Origin of the sequence: Streptomyces lacaronensis (genome assembly GCF_047337785.1) — a bacterium.
Lineage (GTDB): Bacteria > Actinomycetota > Actinomycetes > Streptomycetales > Streptomycetaceae > Streptomyces > Streptomyces lycopersici.
Genome location: NZ_JBLHDK010000003.1, coordinates 11,566,837 through 11,582,207, shown reverse-complemented (window position 1 = coordinate 11,582,207; position 15,371 = coordinate 11,566,837). Strand labels below are relative to the sequence as shown.

Sequence of the window (15,371 nt, the reverse complement as noted above, 5' to 3'; positions counted from 1 at the left end):
GGCGGCCTCAACCGATGATCGTCCGTCTAGTCCAGCGGATCGCGGTCCTCCTGGTCAGCCTTGTCGTGAGCTCCGTGCTGGTGTTCGCGTTCATGGCGGTGCTGCCAGGTGATCCGGCCCGCGTCGCCCTCGGCACCAGCGCGTCGGATACGGCGGTGGCGCAACTTCGCGAGCAGTTCGGGCTCGACCGGCCGTTCGTGACCCAGTACCTCAGCTGGGTACACGGGCTGGTGACCTTCGACCCGGGCACCTCCTACATCTCCCACACGGAGATCGGCCCGCAGATCACCGACCGGCTCCAGGTCACCCTGTGGCTCGTCGGCGCCGGCATGGTGCTCGCCTGCATCCTGGCGGTCCCCATGGGCATCCTCATGGCCGTCCGGCACCGCAGGCCCTCCGGGCTCATTCTCTCGGCCCTGTCCCAAGCCGGCGTGGCCGTCCCGGCCTTCCTCGCGGGCATCCTCCTGATCACCGTGTTCGCGGTGGGGCTCGGGTGGCTTCCGGCGAACGGCTGGACACCCCCGGTGCAGGATCCGGTCCTGTTCCTCAAGCAGCTGGTGCTGCCCGTGCTGTCCCTCGGAATGGTGCAGGGGGCAGTGCTCACCCGCTATATCCGCAGCGCTGTGCTCGATGTCCTCCGGGAGGACTACCTGCGAACCGCTCGCGCCAAGGGACTTCGCCCGATGCAGGCGCTGGTGCGGCACGGCCTGCGGAACGCGGCGGTGCCCGTGGTCACCGTCCTGGCGTTGCAGCTCGCCACGCTGCTGGTGGGCGCCGTCGTCATCGAACGGGTCTTCGTCATCCCCGGGCTCGGGAGTCTGCTGCTGGACAGCGTCTCCAACCGGGACCTCATCATGGTGCAGGACGTGGTCATGATCATCGCAATGGCGGTGCTGCTCGTGAACTTCTTGGTGGACATCATCTATCTGATGATCGACCCGCGGCTCAGGGGAGGCGCGTCATGACTGTTCTGGACACGGAAGCGGCCGTCGCGTCCGCGGCGCCCGACGACCGCCGACGGCGCCGCCCGATGACGGGCAGCCTCTTGGTAGGCGGTTTCATCGTCATGGTCGTCTTCGGCCTGGCGCTGCTGTCCTTCGTGTGGACCCCGCACGACCCGACTCTGGTGAACCCCTCGGCGCGGCTGGAGAAGCCGTCGCTGGAGTACTGGTTCGGCACGGACAAATTCGGCCGCGACGTCTTCAGCCAGATCCTGATGGGCTCGCGCACCACGCTGTTCGTCGGCTTCGTGGCGGTGGGGGTCGCCGCCGTGGTCGGAGTGCCGCTCGGTATCGTCGCCGGAATGGCGCCCGGCTGGCTCGGTGAGCTGCTGATGCGCGGCAACGACCTGCTTCTCGCCTTCCCGGCGCTCCTGTTGGCCATCATGTTCGCCGCCGTGTACGGCGCCAGCACACTGGTCGCGATGGTCGCCATCGGCATCGCGTCCATACCCCATTACGCCCGGTTGATCCGCGGCGGCACGCTGCAGGTCATGAAGGCCGAATACGTCGTCGCCGCGCGCGCGGCGGGCCGCGGGCCGTTCTCGATCGGCCTGCGGCACGTCCTGCCCAACGTCAGCAGTCTCGTCATCGTGCAGGCGTCGGTCGGTTTCGCCATCGCCGTACTCGCCGAAGCCGCGCTCTCCTTCCTGGGCTTCGGAACCCCGCCCCCCACCCCGTCCTGGGGCCGGATGCTGCAGGAGAGCCAGGAGATGCTGTCGGTCGCCCCCCGGCTCGCCGTGTTTCCGGGCATCGCGATCGCGGTGGTGGTGCTCGGATTCAATCTGCTCGGTGACGGCCTTCGCGACCGTTTCGACCCCAAGCTGGAGGACCACCGATGACCCCGGCACCTGACACGGCACCGGCTTCCGGGCAGGGCTCCCCCGACCGCCCCGATGATGTACTGACCGTTCGGAACCTCGGCATCACGGTGGGCGGCCGCAAGCTCGTCGAAGATGTCGACTTCACCATCCGGGCCGGCGAACGGGTCGGCCTGATCGGTGAGTCGGGGTCGGGCAAGTCGCTGACCGCGCTGAGCGTCATGGGCCTGCTCCCCGAGGGGCTCCGGGCCACGGGTTCGGTGCGGCTCGCCGGAGTCGGCCACGACCTGGTGGGTGCCGATGAGACGCGGATGTCCCGGGTGCGGGGCAAGGAGATCGCCATGGTCTTCCAGGAGCCCATGACCGCCCTGAACCCCACGATGAAGGTCGGACGGCAGATCGCCGAGGTGCTGCTGGTCCACCGGACCAGGCCCGACCGCGCGTCCGCCCGGGCCGCCGCCGTGGACCTGCTCGCGCAGGTGGGGCTCCCCGATCCCGCGGCCGCCGTGGACGCCTATCCGCACCAGTTCTCCGGAGGCCAGCGGCAGCGAGTGGTTCTGGCCATCGCCCTCGCGAACGACCCCGCGCTCCTGGTCTGCGACGAACCGACCACCGCGCTCGACGTCACGGTGCAGGCGCGGGTGCTCGACCTGATCGTGCGGGGCGTCCAGGACCGCAGGTCGGCCATGCTCTTCATCACCCACGACTTGGCCGTGGTGGCCACCGCCTGCGAGCGGGTCATGGTCATGTACGGCGGGCGGGTGGTCGAGTCCGGGCCGGTCCAGGAGGTGTTCACGCGCCCCCGGCACCGCTACACCCGGGGTCTGATCGGCGCGTCGGACCTGACCGCTGTCGACGACCGCGGCCGGCTGGCCACGATTCCCGGATCGGTTCCGCCGGCGGGCCGGTTCCCCGCCGGATGCGTGTTCAGAAACAGGTGTGCTCACGCGACCGAGGCATGCGCCACCCGGCCGGACTGGATACCGACCGGACCGGACTCCGGCTACGCCTGCTTCCACCCGGTAGCCGAGAGCGGGGCACGCGGGACCGCCATACCTACGAACCAGGAGGCCGGCCGTGGCTGAGCAGCCGACCAGCGCTCCCCTCGCGCCCGGGCCGCAGACCGGCCCGGTGGACGCCATCAGCGTCCGCGACGTCACACGCGACTACCGGCGGCCCCGTGCCTCGGTGCGCCGCCCCAGCCCGCCGGTGCACGCCCTGCGCGGCGTCAGCTTCGCCGTCCCCCAGGGGCAACGGTTCGGCATCGTCGGCGAGTCGGGGTGCGGCAAGTCGACCCTGCTGCGGATCCTCGCCGGACTCGACCAACCCACCAGCGGTAGCGTCGCGATCGACGGCCGGGACATCACCGGGCTCCGGGAGAGACAACTGCGGTTCGTCCGCGAGCGGCTCCAACTCGTGTTCCAGGACCCGATGAGTGCGCTGGACCCGCGGATGCGCGTCGGCGACATCGTGGCCGAGCCGCTCGTCGCGCAGGGGCATCAGAACCGCAAGGAGCGGGTGGCCGAGTTGCTCGAGGCCGTCGGCCTGCGAGCCGACGCGGCGAGCCGGTATCCGCACCAGTTCTCCGGTGGCCAGCGGCAGCGCATCTCGATCGCGCGCGCCCTCGCCCCCCGTCCGAAGATCATCGTGGCCGACGAGCCGGTGAGCGCCCTGGACGTGTCCGTACGGGCCCAGGTGCTCAACCTCATCGCCGACCTCGTCGACGAGCTGTCCCTCACGCTGGTCTTCGTCTCCCACGATCTGTCCGTGGTCCGCCATGTGTGCGACCGGGTCGCGGTCATGCACGCCGGGCAGATCGTGGAGACCGGGTCCACTGAGCAGGTGTACGAGGACCCACAGCATTCCTACACACGCAGGCTGATCGCCGCCGCTCCGACCCTGGACAGGGCACTGTCCGGAGTTTCGGCGGCCGACCTCAACCGGGAGTAGCGACCGTGACCACCCATGTCAAACCCGCCGTCGGCGAATCGCCCGTGGGGAGGGAGTTCCCCGAAGGTCTTCCCATCGGCGACCACTGGGTCGAGGCACCCGCCACCGAGGACGTCCGCTTCCCCTACGACGGGACGCTCGTCGCCCGTGCCCCCGTCGGGGACACCGGTCTCGCACGGCAGGCGGTGGACGCCGCCCTCGCGATCCGCGAACAGGTCGGACGACTCCCCTCGCACACCCGCAGAGCGGCGCTGCTCGCCACGCACGAGGCCATCGCCTCCCGGCGCGCGGAGTTCGAACGGCTCCTGGTCCTGGAGACCGGAAAGCCGCTGGTCGACTGCCGGGTCGAGGTGGACCGCACCCTGCTGACACTGCTGACGTCGGCCGAGGAGGTGGCCCGGTTGCACGGGGAAACCGTGCCGCTGGACCTGCTGCCGTCGGGTGAGGGGCTGCTCGGCTTCTGGACCCGCAAACCGATCGGCGTGGTGGTGGGCATCGCGGGCTTCAACTACCCGCTGCTGCTCGCCGCGCACAAGGTCGCGCCGTCACTGGCCGCCGGCTGCCCGGTCATCGCCAAGCCCGCCCCGCAGACCCCGCTGGCCACCCTGTGGCTGGTGCACCTCCTCCGCGAGGCACTGCGCGCCGCCGGCGCGCCGCAGGCCGCCGTCCAGCTGGTGACCGGCGGCCCCGAGGTGGGCGTCGCGCTGACCACCGACCGCCGGATCGGGGCGGTCTCCTTCACCGGTTCCGCCGCTGTGGGCCACCAGATCGCCCGGGACGCGGCACCCACCAAGGTCCTGCTCGAACTCGGCTCCAACGCCGCCTTGGTGGTGGCCGCCGACGCCGATCTCGACGCCGCCGCCGACGCGGTGGTACGCGGCGGGTACTACGGGTCCGGCCAGGCGTGCATCAGCGTGCAGCGGGTCATCGTGGTGGACTCGGTGCGGGAGGAGTTCGTGGCCCGCCTGACGGAACGAGTGGTCCAGGTGACCGTGGGCGATCCCCGCGACCCGGCGACGAGAGTCTCGGCACTCATCGACAAGCGGTCGACCGAGCGCGTCTGCGCGTGGGTGGAACAGGCGGTGGAGGCGGGTGCGTCCCTGGCGGCCGGAGGCGGGGTCGCCGACGGGGTGATCCAGCCCACCGTGCTCGTCGACGTGGACCGTGCCCTCGCCGTCTGGGACGAGGAGGTCTTCGGCCCCGTGGTCGCGGTACGGTCCGTCCCCGACCTGGAGACCGCCCTCGACCTGGTCAACGACTCGCGCTACGGACTCCACGCGAGCGTCTACACCAGCGCCCTCGACACCGCGTTCGCCGCTCTCGACCGCCTGGAGGTGGGCGGAGTGGTCATCAACGAGGTTCCCGGATTCCGGTCCGATGTCATGCCGTACGGCGGTGTGAAGGACTCCGGGGCCGGACGGGAGGGCCCGAGGTTCGCCATCGAAGAGCTCACCGTCACCCGTATGGCAGTGATTCGCCCGACCACAAAGAAGCCGTGAGGACCACCTTGCAAGCACAGGACCACACCGATGCGCTGGACGCTTACTCCCGCCTGTTCAGGCTCGACGGCCGCAAGGCCGTCGTGGTGGGCGCGGGCAGCGGAATCGGCCGCGAGAGCGCCCTGGCCCTCGCCGCACACGGCGCCACGGTGGTGTGCGCCGACCGCGATCTGACGGCGGCCCAGGAGTCGGCGTCGATGGGCCCCGGCCTTGTCGCGTACACCCTCGATGTGCTCGACGGCAAGGCGGTCGCACGGGCCGCCGAGGAGATCGGGCCTGTCGACGTGCTCGTCTTCACCGCCGCCACGAACGTGCGCAAGACCCTGCTCGACTACACGACGGAGGAATTCGAGCGGGTCGTGGCGCTCAATCTGCGCGCGTCCTTCGACCTGGTCCGGGCGTTCGGCCGTGGCATGGCCGAACGCGGCGGAGGAAGCATCATCGGCTTCAGCTCGATCCGCGCGGTGGCCGTCGAGCCGGGCCAGGGGGTGTACGCGGCCACGAAGGCCGGCCTCGTCCAGCTGCTGCGAACCGCGGCGGCCGAGCTGGGCCCGTCGGGTGTGCGGGTGAACACCATCGCCCCGGGCGTCGTGGACACCCCGCTGACCGCGCAGATCCGGGCGGTGCCGGAGTGGTCGGAGGCCTACGCCAGCAAGAGCGCCCTGGGCCGCTGGTCCCGGGCCGACGAGTTGGCCGGCGCCGTCGTCTACCTCGCCTCTGACGCGTCTTCCTTCGTCACGGGGAGTCAGCTCTTCGTGGACGGAGGCTGGACGGCGATCGACGGACGCTTCACGCCGCCCAACTGACCGGACGTGCGGCGGCTCAGTACCGCGCGACCGCGGGCCCGGGTGAACTCCCGTGCTTGCTTCGCTTCGGCATGCGGGTGACCGGCGTGCGCGGACCTATGCACCTGTTCGGCGGTGAGGACTCCGACGCCGCCCGGACGGCGAAAGTCGCGCGGCGCGAATCAGCCTTCTCGCAGCCTGCGTCGGGTGCGATGGGAGGCACCGCGTCCGGGGGTGTAGCGGTACGTTGTGGTGAGCGGTCACCGGGGCCGCGTGTTGCGGGAAGGCTGTACGGCGGCTGTCCTGCCGCGACGGATCCCCTCCCGCAACGGCTGCCCCGCGGGCCGTGGTGCCAGGGGCAAGGCACCGTCGGCCGGGGGCGGGCCGTCCGCCCAGTGGTGGGAACGAACCATGCCGCTGAGTTCTCCCGCGGGTCGCGGCGTCAGGCTCGGGCGAGCTGGGCGTCGGCGCTGTCCGCCGCTCCCCCGGGCGGAGCCTCGGCCAGACCGTGGTTCAGCTCCAGTGCGTGCGCCGCGCGGATGACCACCCCGTCATCACCGTGGCGGCCCGCGAGCATCATGCCGACCGGTAGACCGTCGACCAGACCGGCGGGGACGTTCAACGCGGGGTGCCCGGTGTGGTTGAACGCACAGGTGTTCGCGATGAGTTCGGGGTCGAGGGCCAGTTCGGTCAGCTCGACCACCGAGGCGTCGGCATCGGGCAGCGGCGGCGCTGTGGTACGGACGGTGGGCAGGACGAGGACGTCGACGTCCTCGAGTAGCCGGTCGTACTGCTGACGCAGGCGTATCGCCAGGTTCTGCGCCTTGGCGTAGTAGTGGCCGCCGTAGACATCCCACAGGTAACCGCCGACGGCAGCCGCGTATTTGACGCTGGCGAACAGCAGATCGGAGTGGAGCGCCCGGCCGCGGGCCGCCGCCAACGCCACCTCGGCGTCGTAGAAACCCTTGCCGGGCAGCCCGATCCCGTTGCCCTTCAGCATGAACTGCGCCCCACCCTGCAGCAGCACCGAGGAGTGGATGTCCATCGCGTAGGAGTGCAGCGGCGCCGAGACGTCGACGATCTCGGCACCGAGCGAGGCCAGCAGAGCCACGCGCGCCCGTACGGTCTCATCAACGGCGCTCCGCGCTTCATCGGCGGTGAATCCCTCCGCGAGCACGCCCACGCGCAGCCCCCGCAGCGATTCCCCGAGCATTTCGCCGTATGCCGGTACGGTGGTCTGCGACCGCTGGCGCGGGTCGAGACCGCCGTCGAAACCCGCGATCACTTCGAGCAGCGCCGCGAGGTCCCGGGCGGTCCTCGCCATCGGCCCGACGTGGTCGATGCTGGGATCAATCGGCAAGCAGCCGGTGTAAGGCACCAGGCCGTAGGTGGGCTTCAGCCCGTAGATACCGCACTGCGCGGCCGGGATCCGGATCGAACCGCCCTGGTCGGCGCCGATTCCGATGTCACAGGCACCACTGGCGACCAGTGCCGCGACGCCGCTGGAGGAGCCTCCGGCGGATCGGGAGGTATCCCACGGGTTGCGGACGAACCCGTCGGCGGAGGAGACGCTCGCACCCGACAGGCACAGGTCTTCTGTCGTCCCGATGCCGGTGATCCGGCCGCCGGCGTCAAGTACCCGGGTGACGATGGTCGCGTCGTAGGAGGGTGTATGCCCCCGCAGCAGCTGGGACCCACCGCCCATCGGAACGCCGGCCACCGGGATCATGTCCTTCAGCGCCACGGTCCGGCCCGCCAGCCGCCCGGTGGCAGCCCCTCGCACATCGCAGCGGACTGCCCACGCATTCAGCGGATTGTCCTTCGCGTCCGGCCGCTGCGACCCCGCCCTGGGGTAGCGGACCGGCGGTTGGTGGCCGCTCACCTCATCCAGCCGCTCGCACGCCCGGAGCGCGCCCTGTCCGAGGGTGAGCATCATCCGAAGCTCGTCGTCGTCCATCGTGAGGCCGGCGTTCTCCGCGGCTCGCCTGACCGCGTCGAGGGAAAGTGGCGCAAGTGTCATCGCTGCTCCTTGGGTGCGTGGAACTGGAGGAGGTGAGCGGGAGCGAATCAGTCGATTCGCTCGAAGGGTTCCTCGCCCTCTTCGTCCGGCGCGACCGTGAAGACGAGCTTCTCGAACTTTCCGGTGAACGCGAATTCGCCGTCATAGCTCGGTGAGGAGGGCGACAGGGTGTCCCGGCCGACGTCGAGGCCCTGCCATCCGAAGAAGTGCGGGAGGACCCGCGGAATGACCTCGTCGCCGACCGGCCTTCCTGACACGTACAGGTGTCCAACGCCCCGCATGTCACCGGTCTTGACGAATTCGAAGGTCAGCTCCGCCGGGCCGGTCGGGAGTTCTTCCTCCGAGGTCACCGTGTACCGGGTGCCGAGGAAGTTGTACTCGTAGACCAGCCGGTTGTCCTTGACGTACAGGACGTATCCGCTGCTGATGTTGCCCAGGGACACCAGGACACCTTCGTCCGACGCGGTGGCCCGGTCGACGAACGCGGTGATGCGGTGTGCGCGGTTCATCACCGGTGGCACCGCGGCACCGGGCAGATGGGCCATGCCGGGGTAGTAGGTGAAGGTGGTGCGCTTGCGCGGAGAGCCGGGACGCGGAATCTTCGCCCGGAGGGCGAATCCTTGGTCGTCCAGCGGCAGCACATCGTATTTTCCTGCTTCCACCCAGAAGCGGGAGATCATCTTCTGTAGTTGCTCGGGCCGCGCCTGCGCCAGATCGTTGCATTCCGAGAAGTCGGTGTCGTGGTGGTAGAGCTCCCACTGGTCCGCGTCGAAGGACGTTCCGCGTTCGTGGTAGGCGACGGCCTTCCAGCCGTCGTGCCAGATCGCGCGATGCCCGAACATCTCGAAGTGCTGGGCTTCCTTGCGCGTCGGCGCGGTCGGCGAGTCGAAGGTGTAGCCCATGCTGACACCGTGGATCGGCATTTGCGGGATGCCGTTGTAGCTCGCGGGAGCTTCCAGACCGAGCAGTTCGAAAAGGGTCGGGGCGATGTCGGTGACATGGTGGAACTGCTGCCTGATCTCGCCGGTACGCGGCAGCCCCCGGGGCCACTGCACGATGAGCGGGCAGCGGACGCCGCCTTCGTGGGTGTTCTGCTTGTAGCGCTTGAACGGCGTGTTGCCCGCCTGTGCCCACCCCCAGGGGTAGTTGGCATGAGCGCGTGTGGTGCCGATCTCATCGATCCGCGCGAGCATCTCCTCGAAGTCCTCGGGCAAACCGTTCTGATATGCGGTGGGGTTGAGCGAACCCTGCTGCCCGCCTTCCTGGCTTGCCCCGTTGTCCGAGAGCAGGATGGTGATGGTGTTCTCCATCCGGCCTATCCGCTCCAGGAACTCCATGAACCGGCCGATGTGGTGGTCGGTGTGGTCGACCATCGCCGCGTAGGCTTCCTGGAGGCGTGCGGACAGCTTCTTCTCGTCCTCCGGCAGTTCGTCCCAGGGAAGGACCCCGGGGTTGTGCGGCGCCAGTTCGGTGCCGGGTGGCAGGATGCCCCGTTCGATCTGGCGGGCGTGGCGGGTGGCGCGCTCGACGTCCCAACCGTGGTCGAACCGGCCCCGGTACTTCTCCAGGTATTCCTGGGGGGCCTGGTGCGGGGCGTGCGCCGCGCCGAACGCCATGTACATGAAGAAGGGCTTCTCCGGAGTGACCGACGTCTGGTCCCTGACGAATTCGATCGCCCGGTCGACGATGTCCTCACTGAGGTGATAGCCCTCTTCCGGGCTCTTCGGCGGATCCACGGCGTGGTTGTCGTGGAACAGCTCCGGATAGAAGCTGTCCGTCTCGGCTTCCAGGAATCCGTAGTAGCGCTCGAACCCGCGGGACAGCGGCCACTGGGTGTACGGCCCGGAGGCGGTGGTCTGCTCCATCGGCGCCAGGTGCCACTTGCCCACGGCCATGGTGTTGAAGCCGGCGTCGCGCAGCACCTCGGGCAGTATCGCGGCGGACTTGGTGATCTGTCCGCGGCCGCTGGGGAAGCCGGTGTCGAAGTTGGACAGCATGCGCATACCGACGGAGTGGTGGTTCCGGCCGGTCAGCAGGGAAGCACGGGTCGGCGAGCACAGCGTGGTGGTGTGGAAGTTCGCGTAGCGAAGGCCGCCGGTGGCGAGGGCGTCCATGGCCGGGGTGTCGATGTCCGAGCCGAAGCAGCCGAGGTCGGAGAAGCCGACGTCGTCGAGCACGATCACCACGACATTGGGCGTGTCCTCGGGGGGCGCCTGCTGATCGGGCCACCACGGGGTGGACTCCTCGTAGGTCGTGCCGATCTTGCCTTGGAAAGTACCGTTCGCGGACGGCGGACGCGGAGAGGCGTTGGTCATCCAGGACGCTCCTTTGCATGGAGATTCGAACGTGCGCTGTGCCGGCAGCGGGTCCGCACTCATGACATCTGCTGAGCGGCGCGGCGGTCGGACGGGCGGAGTCCGAAGACTTGACGCGGCCGACAGGCCGTCCCGAAGAAGACTCCAGTTAACTGGTCTTACCAGTAGGTTGGGTGCAAGTTTGGCCTGCTCATGCCCCCGTGTCAACCATGTGCCGACCACCGCCACCCCGTGTCTGTGCGTCCCTCTCCGGGCGGCGGTTCGCCTGCCAACCCGCCCCTCACCAGGGCCGATCACCGCACCGTCCCGGCGCGGCCCCGATCCCTGAGGGCGGAGGCGGTCGGGAGCGGTCCGTCAGGGCTCCGTCAGCGATCCATCAGGGCGACGGGGGCAGGTCCGCCGCGCAGCGGAACCCCATGTGGCCGGTGCTGCTGTCCGGTGTGTTGGACGTGCGCGCGGCGACGCGGTAGCGGTTGCAGTACGACGCGTGGCACAGATAGGAGCCGCCGCGGATCACCTTCGCCTCCCCGGTGGGAGGTCCGGCCGGGTCCCGGCGGGTCTCCGGGCGGTCGGCCGCGTGCCATGTGGTGCTCCACCAGTCGGAGCACCATTCCCACACATTGCCGGACGTGTTGTACAGGCCGAAGTTGTTGGCTCGGTAGGTCTTGACCGGCGCGGTTCCCAGATACCCGTCGTCACCGGTGTTGACCTGCGGGAACTGTCCCTGCCAAATATTGCAGCGGTGTTGTCCCCGAGGCAGGAGCTCATCCCCCCAGGGGTAGCGGGCGCGCTCCAGGCCGCCACGCGCCGCCATCTCCCACTCCGCCTCCGTGGGCAGGCGTTTGCCCGCCCACGCCGCATAGGCGGAGGCGTCGCGCCAGGAGACGTGGACGACGGGGTGGTTCGACAGCTCGGTCCATGACGACCCCGGCCCGTAGGGGGCCCGCCAGCACGCCCCGTCGACCGCGAGCCACCAGGGCGCCTCCGCCACCGTGCCGTCGCGCACCATGCGCCGGGCGTCGGGGTGGACGAGTGCGTAGAACACGAAGGACCAGCCGTGGCGCTCGGCGTCGGTCCGGTAGCCGCTGCTGCGCGTGAACGCCGCGAACTGCCTGTTGGTGACGGTGGTCGCGTCGATGAGGAACGGTGACAGCCGCACCTCCCGGACCGGGCCCTCACCGTCCTCGGGAAACGCGTCGGCGTCGTCACCTCCCATCGAATACGTCCCTCCGGGGATGCGCAGCATGGCGCGCAGCCCCTGCGCCCGGTCCCGCTCCGGGGCCCGGACCCGCACGGCGGGCGCTCCGGGAATCTCCTCGCCGCCCCCGGACGTGGGGGCACAACATGCGCCTGACATCGCTCCTCCGACCGCTGTTCCTCACCCGGCTGACCAGACATTCTCCGTCGGATCGAGCGTACGGCCCGGCGTGCCCGCCCCGATCGGCGGCCGGGGCGGGCGCCGGTACGGCCGCCAAGCTGCGAGCGCTGGTCGGACGTGGTGAGCGTGGCCACCAACGCGCCCGCGGCGCCGCCGGAGAAGGCCCGGCTCGCCGCCGCCGTACGGCCCGTCGCCGCCGAGGATCGGGGCGTGCCGGAGGGGTTCGTGGCGGCGCGCGCCGAGGCCGTCGGCGGCTTCCCGGCGGGGGCGATCTGGTGTGCCGACCCAGGCGCCGACCAGTTGACTGGACACCGGGCGCCGCTGGCACACGGTGGCGGGTCAGCCGTCGCCGTACCGCACCAACGGCCGTACGGAGCTGGACGGCGCGGCGGTGAGTCTGCTGCGGCCGCAGCCGCACATCGCCGACGCGCGGTGGAGGGAACTCGTGGAGGCGGCTGTGGACTCCCGCAGCGCCCGGATCGTCGATGAGTCCGTCGCGCACACTTCGCGGTCAACCGCTTTGACAAAACGGAACGTCGCTCCGTACATTAATCGGAACGACGATCCGTTTTCGGCGCTGCCCGAAGCCGGACGCTCCTGATCGCCTCACCCGCCCCGGCCGAACGGGACCGGCGGCAGAGGCCATTGAAGGGATACGCGCACCTCATGAGTGAATCGACATACGCGGCCGACGCCTTTGGCTCGCCCACTCCCGTCCTCTCGATCAGCCCCGTGGTGCTGCCGGCTCCCGGCCGAGCGGTGGACCTGGAAGTGCGCGTCTCCGCGCCCGTGACCGGGGCCGACCTGCCGGTCATCCTCCTCTCGCACGGCCAGGGCTACTCGAACCACCTCTCCTCGCTGAACGGATACGCCCCGCTCGCCAACTTCTGGGCCGCACACGGCTTCGTCGTGATCCAGCCCACCCATCTGAGCTCACGGACGCTGACCCTGGACCCCGACACCCCCGGCGCGCCGCTGTTCTGGCGATCGCGGGCCGAGGACATGACGCGCGTCCTCGACCAACTCGATGTGATCGAGGCCGCCGTTCCACAGCTCGTCGGGCGCGTTGACCGGAGCAAGGTGGCCGTGGCCGGGCACTCGATGGGCGGGCACACGGCGAGCCTGCTGCTGGGTGCCCGGCTCACCGATCCGGAGGACGGAACGGAAGTGGACCTGGCCGAGCCCCGGATCACGGCGGGTGTGCTGCTTGCCGCGCCCGGCAGGGGCGGCGATGCCCTCACCGAGTCCACGGCCGAGAACTTCCCCTTCTTCCTGACCACGGACTTCTCCAAGATGACCGCGCCCGCGCTCGTGGTCGCCGGTGACAAGGACGCCTCTCCCCACCTGACGGTCCGGGGCCCGGAGTGGCACACCGATCCGTACTTCCTCTCCCCCGGCCCCAAGTCCCTGCTCACGCTGCACGACGCGGAGCACGGGCTCGGCGGGGTCTCCGGCTATGACGTCGCCGAGACCACGGACGAAAGCCCCGAGCGCGTGTCCGCGGTCCAGCGGCTCACCTGGGCCTACCTCCGTACCCAGCTCAACCCCGGCGATTCCGCGTGGCAGACGGCGTGCGACGCGCTGGCGGCCGGTCCCAGCCCGCTCGGACGAGTCGAATCGAAGTAGGCCGGGAAGGCGGCGGCAAGGGGCCCGCGTCAGCACCCGGCCCCGCCGGGCCCCCCTCGGGAGATCAGCGGAACCAGACCAATACCGGGACGCGGATCTCACGGAGTTCGGGGACGACGACGTATTCGAAGACGACCGGCTCGCCGCCGATCTGCAGGCTGTACCGGGCGCCGAGGTCGTCCATGGGATCGCCGGGGGGCTGTCGGTCGCGGTCGAGCGCGCCACCGACTTCAAGGGCCAGCGCGCTCAGGAAGTTCACCACCTTCTTGGAAAGGTCAGGTGGCATGTCGAGCAGTGTCCGGGCGGGGATCTCCTCGGTCCACGCCGTCCAGCCGCCGCGCGGCCGGGGGCTCATCGGGTGATTCCCTCCAGCCGGTCGGCGAGATCGTCCACGGAGACCAGGCGGGTGCCGGCGGCGGCGTGGGAGCGGCTTTCCGCGGCGCCGGGGGCGCGGTCGAGCATGGCCGCCTTCCACCACTTGCGCATGACGCCCGGAACGGTTTCCTCTTCGGCGGCCAGCACCTCGGCGTAGAACTGGGCCCGGTTCGCTCCGGTCAGCGCGTCGCCGATGCCGTTGATCGTGTTCGGGATGGCCGGGATCCTGCGGTCGGTGGGGTGTTCGGGCTGTGCGCTCATCTCCGAGTTCCCTTTCCCGCATACGGTGTGACGGTCGGCGGCCCCCGGTCGGGACGCCTTCGCTCGGGTCATTCTCTCGCAGGACGCGTGCTCCATGGGGCGTAGTGGGAGATCAGGGTAGCCGGTGGGCCGCTCCACCGTTGGCACGGCAGCTGGTGGCCCGCTCCCCCGCTGGGCGGCTCGGCCGCGGCACCGCACGGCCCGGGCGGCCCCGGCCACCGTTCCCCCACAGGGGAGACAGCGGCCCCGTACCGCCGCGGCGCTACGGGGTCCAGCGGCCTCAGCGAGCGCTGCCCAGGTTCCGGTCGGCGTCGGCGCCCTCGAGCATGAGGGTGGTCTCCTCGATGCGGCGGAACCGCCCGTCAGGGGCGAACTCGGCGAAGAGGTAGACCTCCGTGCGCACGGTGGAGCCGTCGGTCTTGACGACGTCGATGACATGACGGTCCGCGTACAGGTCGCCCTGTACGAGCTCGTCGAGGACCTGAACCGATCCGTCGGCCACGACCGTGCGCAGGTGGGCGATGTGGGCCATGAACTCCCCGCGGTCGTCCCAGCGGCCGTCGGTGCGCTGACGGTAGTCGGGGGCGAAGTGCCGGTCGGCGGCCTCGGCCAGTTCGAGACCGGGCGTGAAGAGCAGGTCGGTGAGGGCGGTGGTGATGTCGGTACGGGAGGTTTGGGCGGAGGCGGCGGTGGCCATGACGGTGTCCTTCGGTTTCGGAGGTCCAAAACTGCGTGCGCCGAGCACGCACTAGCACCGTACCGCATATTGCGTGCGTCGCGCACGCTAGGCTTGAGTCATGCCGACCGACGTGGGACACGAGATCGCCGACGCGCTGGGAACGCTGCTCAAGCGCAGCACCCGTGAACAGATCTACCGACGCCTGACCGAGGGCCTGGGCGAGGCCGTGGACGAGGTGACCTACCCCGTACTCAGCGGGCTCGCCCGCACCGGCCCGCGCAGCGCCGCCGGTCTCGCCGACGAGATCGGCCTGGACCGCTCCGGCGTCACCCGCCGCGCGACCCGCCTGGAGGAAGCCGGTCTGCTACGCCGCGAGCCCGACCCCGCCGACCGGCGCGCCACCCTGCTCGCCCTGACCGATACCGGGCAAGCGGCGGTCGAAACGACCCGGCAGCGCCTCGCCGCGCACATCGAGGACTCCCTCACCTCCTGGCCACCGGACGAAGCCCAGACCTTCGCCCGCCAGCTGCACCGCTTCGTCGACCACGGGCCCTTCACCGCATAGGCCGGTCGCGACGGGGGCCGCTCCCCTCCTCGCCCCTTCTCGCGGCATCGATACGCGGCTCCGCCGCATGGAGGGGCTTCGCCCCCACAGACCCCGGGG

At 70.2% G+C, this 15,371-nt stretch carries 14 protein-coding genes; 8 read left to right on the top strand and 6 right to left on the bottom strand.

Annotated elements, in window-relative coordinates; all coding sequences use genetic code 11:
• Nucleotides 1-14: 14 nt before the first annotated feature.
• The 6 genes from ACMTAK_RS49750 to ACMTAK_RS49725 are packed head-to-tail and all read left to right on the top strand — an operon-like array spanning nucleotide 15 to nucleotide 6,074.
• Entirely contained in the window at nucleotides 15-965 is a 951-nt protein-coding gene (locus tag ACMTAK_RS49750; protein WP_413812317.1) for an ABC transporter permease, read from the top strand.
• Nucleotides 962-1,840, top strand: coding sequence for an ABC transporter permease (locus tag ACMTAK_RS49745; RefSeq protein WP_209468799.1), 879 nt, complete (start codon nucleotides 962-964; stop codon nucleotides 1,838-1,840). The genes ACMTAK_RS49750 and ACMTAK_RS49745 overlap by 4 nt, the downstream gene beginning before the upstream one ends.
• Nucleotides 1,837-2,904 (top strand): ABC transporter ATP-binding protein, encoded by a 1,068-nt coding sequence (locus ACMTAK_RS49740; protein WP_413812316.1) that lies wholly within the window; start codon nucleotides 1,837-1,839, stop codon nucleotides 2,902-2,904. Before ACMTAK_RS49745 ends, ACMTAK_RS49740 begins: the two co-directional genes overlap by 4 nt.
• Nucleotides 2,897-3,769: an ATP-binding cassette domain-containing protein gene (locus tag ACMTAK_RS49735; protein ID WP_413812315.1), complete on the top strand. Its 873-nt coding sequence runs from the start codon at nucleotides 2,897-2,899 to the stop codon at nucleotides 3,767-3,769. The genes ACMTAK_RS49740 and ACMTAK_RS49735 overlap by 8 nt, the downstream gene beginning before the upstream one ends.
• 5 nt (nucleotides 3,770-3,774) lie before the next feature.
• Complete coding sequence (locus tag ACMTAK_RS49730) at nucleotides 3,775-5,268, top strand: aldehyde dehydrogenase family protein (protein ID WP_413812314.1); 1,494 nt, start codon at nucleotides 3,775-3,777, stop codon at nucleotides 5,266-5,268.
• 8 nt (nucleotides 5,269-5,276) lie between these two features.
• Nucleotides 5,277-6,074 carry an SDR family NAD(P)-dependent oxidoreductase gene (locus tag ACMTAK_RS49725; protein ID WP_413813231.1) on the top strand — a complete coding sequence of 266 codons (798 nt, stop codon included), beginning with the start codon at nucleotides 5,277-5,279 and terminating at the stop codon, nucleotides 6,072-6,074.
• A 421-nt stretch (nucleotides 6,075-6,495) separates the two neighbouring features.
• Here ACMTAK_RS49725 and ACMTAK_RS49720 read toward each other — a convergent pair whose 3' ends face one another.
• The 3 genes from ACMTAK_RS49720 to ACMTAK_RS49710 all read right to left on the bottom strand — a co-directional run bounded on the left by ACMTAK_RS49720 (nucleotide 6,496) and on the right by ACMTAK_RS49710 (nucleotide 11,745).
• On the bottom strand, nucleotides 6,496-8,073 hold the full coding sequence (locus ACMTAK_RS49720) for an amidase (protein WP_413812313.1): 1,578 nt from the start codon (nucleotides 8,071-8,073) through the stop codon (nucleotides 6,496-6,498).
• 47 nt (nucleotides 8,074-8,120) lie between these two features.
• Nucleotides 8,121-10,388 carry an arylsulfatase gene (locus tag ACMTAK_RS49715; protein WP_413812312.1) on the bottom strand — a complete coding sequence of 756 codons (2,268 nt, stop codon included), beginning with the start codon at nucleotides 10,386-10,388 and terminating at the stop codon, nucleotides 8,121-8,123.
• A gap of 376 nt (nucleotides 10,389-10,764) precedes the next feature.
• Nucleotides 10,765-11,745, bottom strand: a complete 981-nt coding sequence (locus ACMTAK_RS49710) for a formylglycine-generating enzyme family protein (protein ID WP_413812311.1) — start codon at nucleotides 11,743-11,745, stop codon at nucleotides 10,765-10,767.
• A gap of 687 nt (nucleotides 11,746-12,432) precedes the next feature.
• On the opposite strand from ACMTAK_RS49710, the gene ACMTAK_RS49705 reads away from it, so the two are divergent.
• Nucleotides 12,433-13,392 (top strand): alpha/beta hydrolase family protein, encoded by a 960-nt coding sequence (locus ACMTAK_RS49705; RefSeq protein WP_413812310.1) that lies wholly within the window; start codon nucleotides 12,433-12,435, stop codon nucleotides 13,390-13,392.
• A 64-nt stretch (nucleotides 13,393-13,456) separates the two neighbouring features.
• Here the strand turns inward: ACMTAK_RS49705 and ACMTAK_RS49700 are convergent, their stop codons facing one another.
• From ACMTAK_RS49700 to ACMTAK_RS49690, 3 genes are all read right to left on the bottom strand, one after another.
• The gene (locus ACMTAK_RS49700; RefSeq protein WP_413812309.1) at nucleotides 13,457-13,747 is read right to left on the bottom strand and encodes a hypothetical protein; all 291 of its coding nucleotides are present in this window, start codon (nucleotides 13,745-13,747) and stop codon (nucleotides 13,457-13,459) included.
• Nucleotides 13,744-14,028 carry a hypothetical protein gene (locus ACMTAK_RS49695; protein WP_037955745.1) on the bottom strand — a complete coding sequence of 95 codons (285 nt, stop codon included), beginning with the start codon at nucleotides 14,026-14,028 and terminating at the stop codon, nucleotides 13,744-13,746. Before ACMTAK_RS49695 ends, ACMTAK_RS49700 begins: the two co-directional genes overlap by 4 nt.
• Before the next feature lie 280 nt (nucleotides 14,029-14,308).
• On the bottom strand, nucleotides 14,309-14,725 hold the full coding sequence (locus ACMTAK_RS49690) for a nuclear transport factor 2 family protein (RefSeq protein WP_413812308.1): 417 nt from the start codon (nucleotides 14,723-14,725) through the stop codon (nucleotides 14,309-14,311).
• A 100-nt stretch (nucleotides 14,726-14,825) separates the two neighbouring features.
• On the opposite strand from ACMTAK_RS49690, the gene ACMTAK_RS49685 reads away from it, so the two are divergent.
• Nucleotides 14,826-15,272, top strand: coding sequence for a MarR family winged helix-turn-helix transcriptional regulator (locus ACMTAK_RS49685; RefSeq protein WP_413812307.1), 447 nt, complete (start codon nucleotides 14,826-14,828; stop codon nucleotides 15,270-15,272).
• The last annotated feature ends 99 nt before the right edge of the window (nucleotides 15,273-15,371 follow it).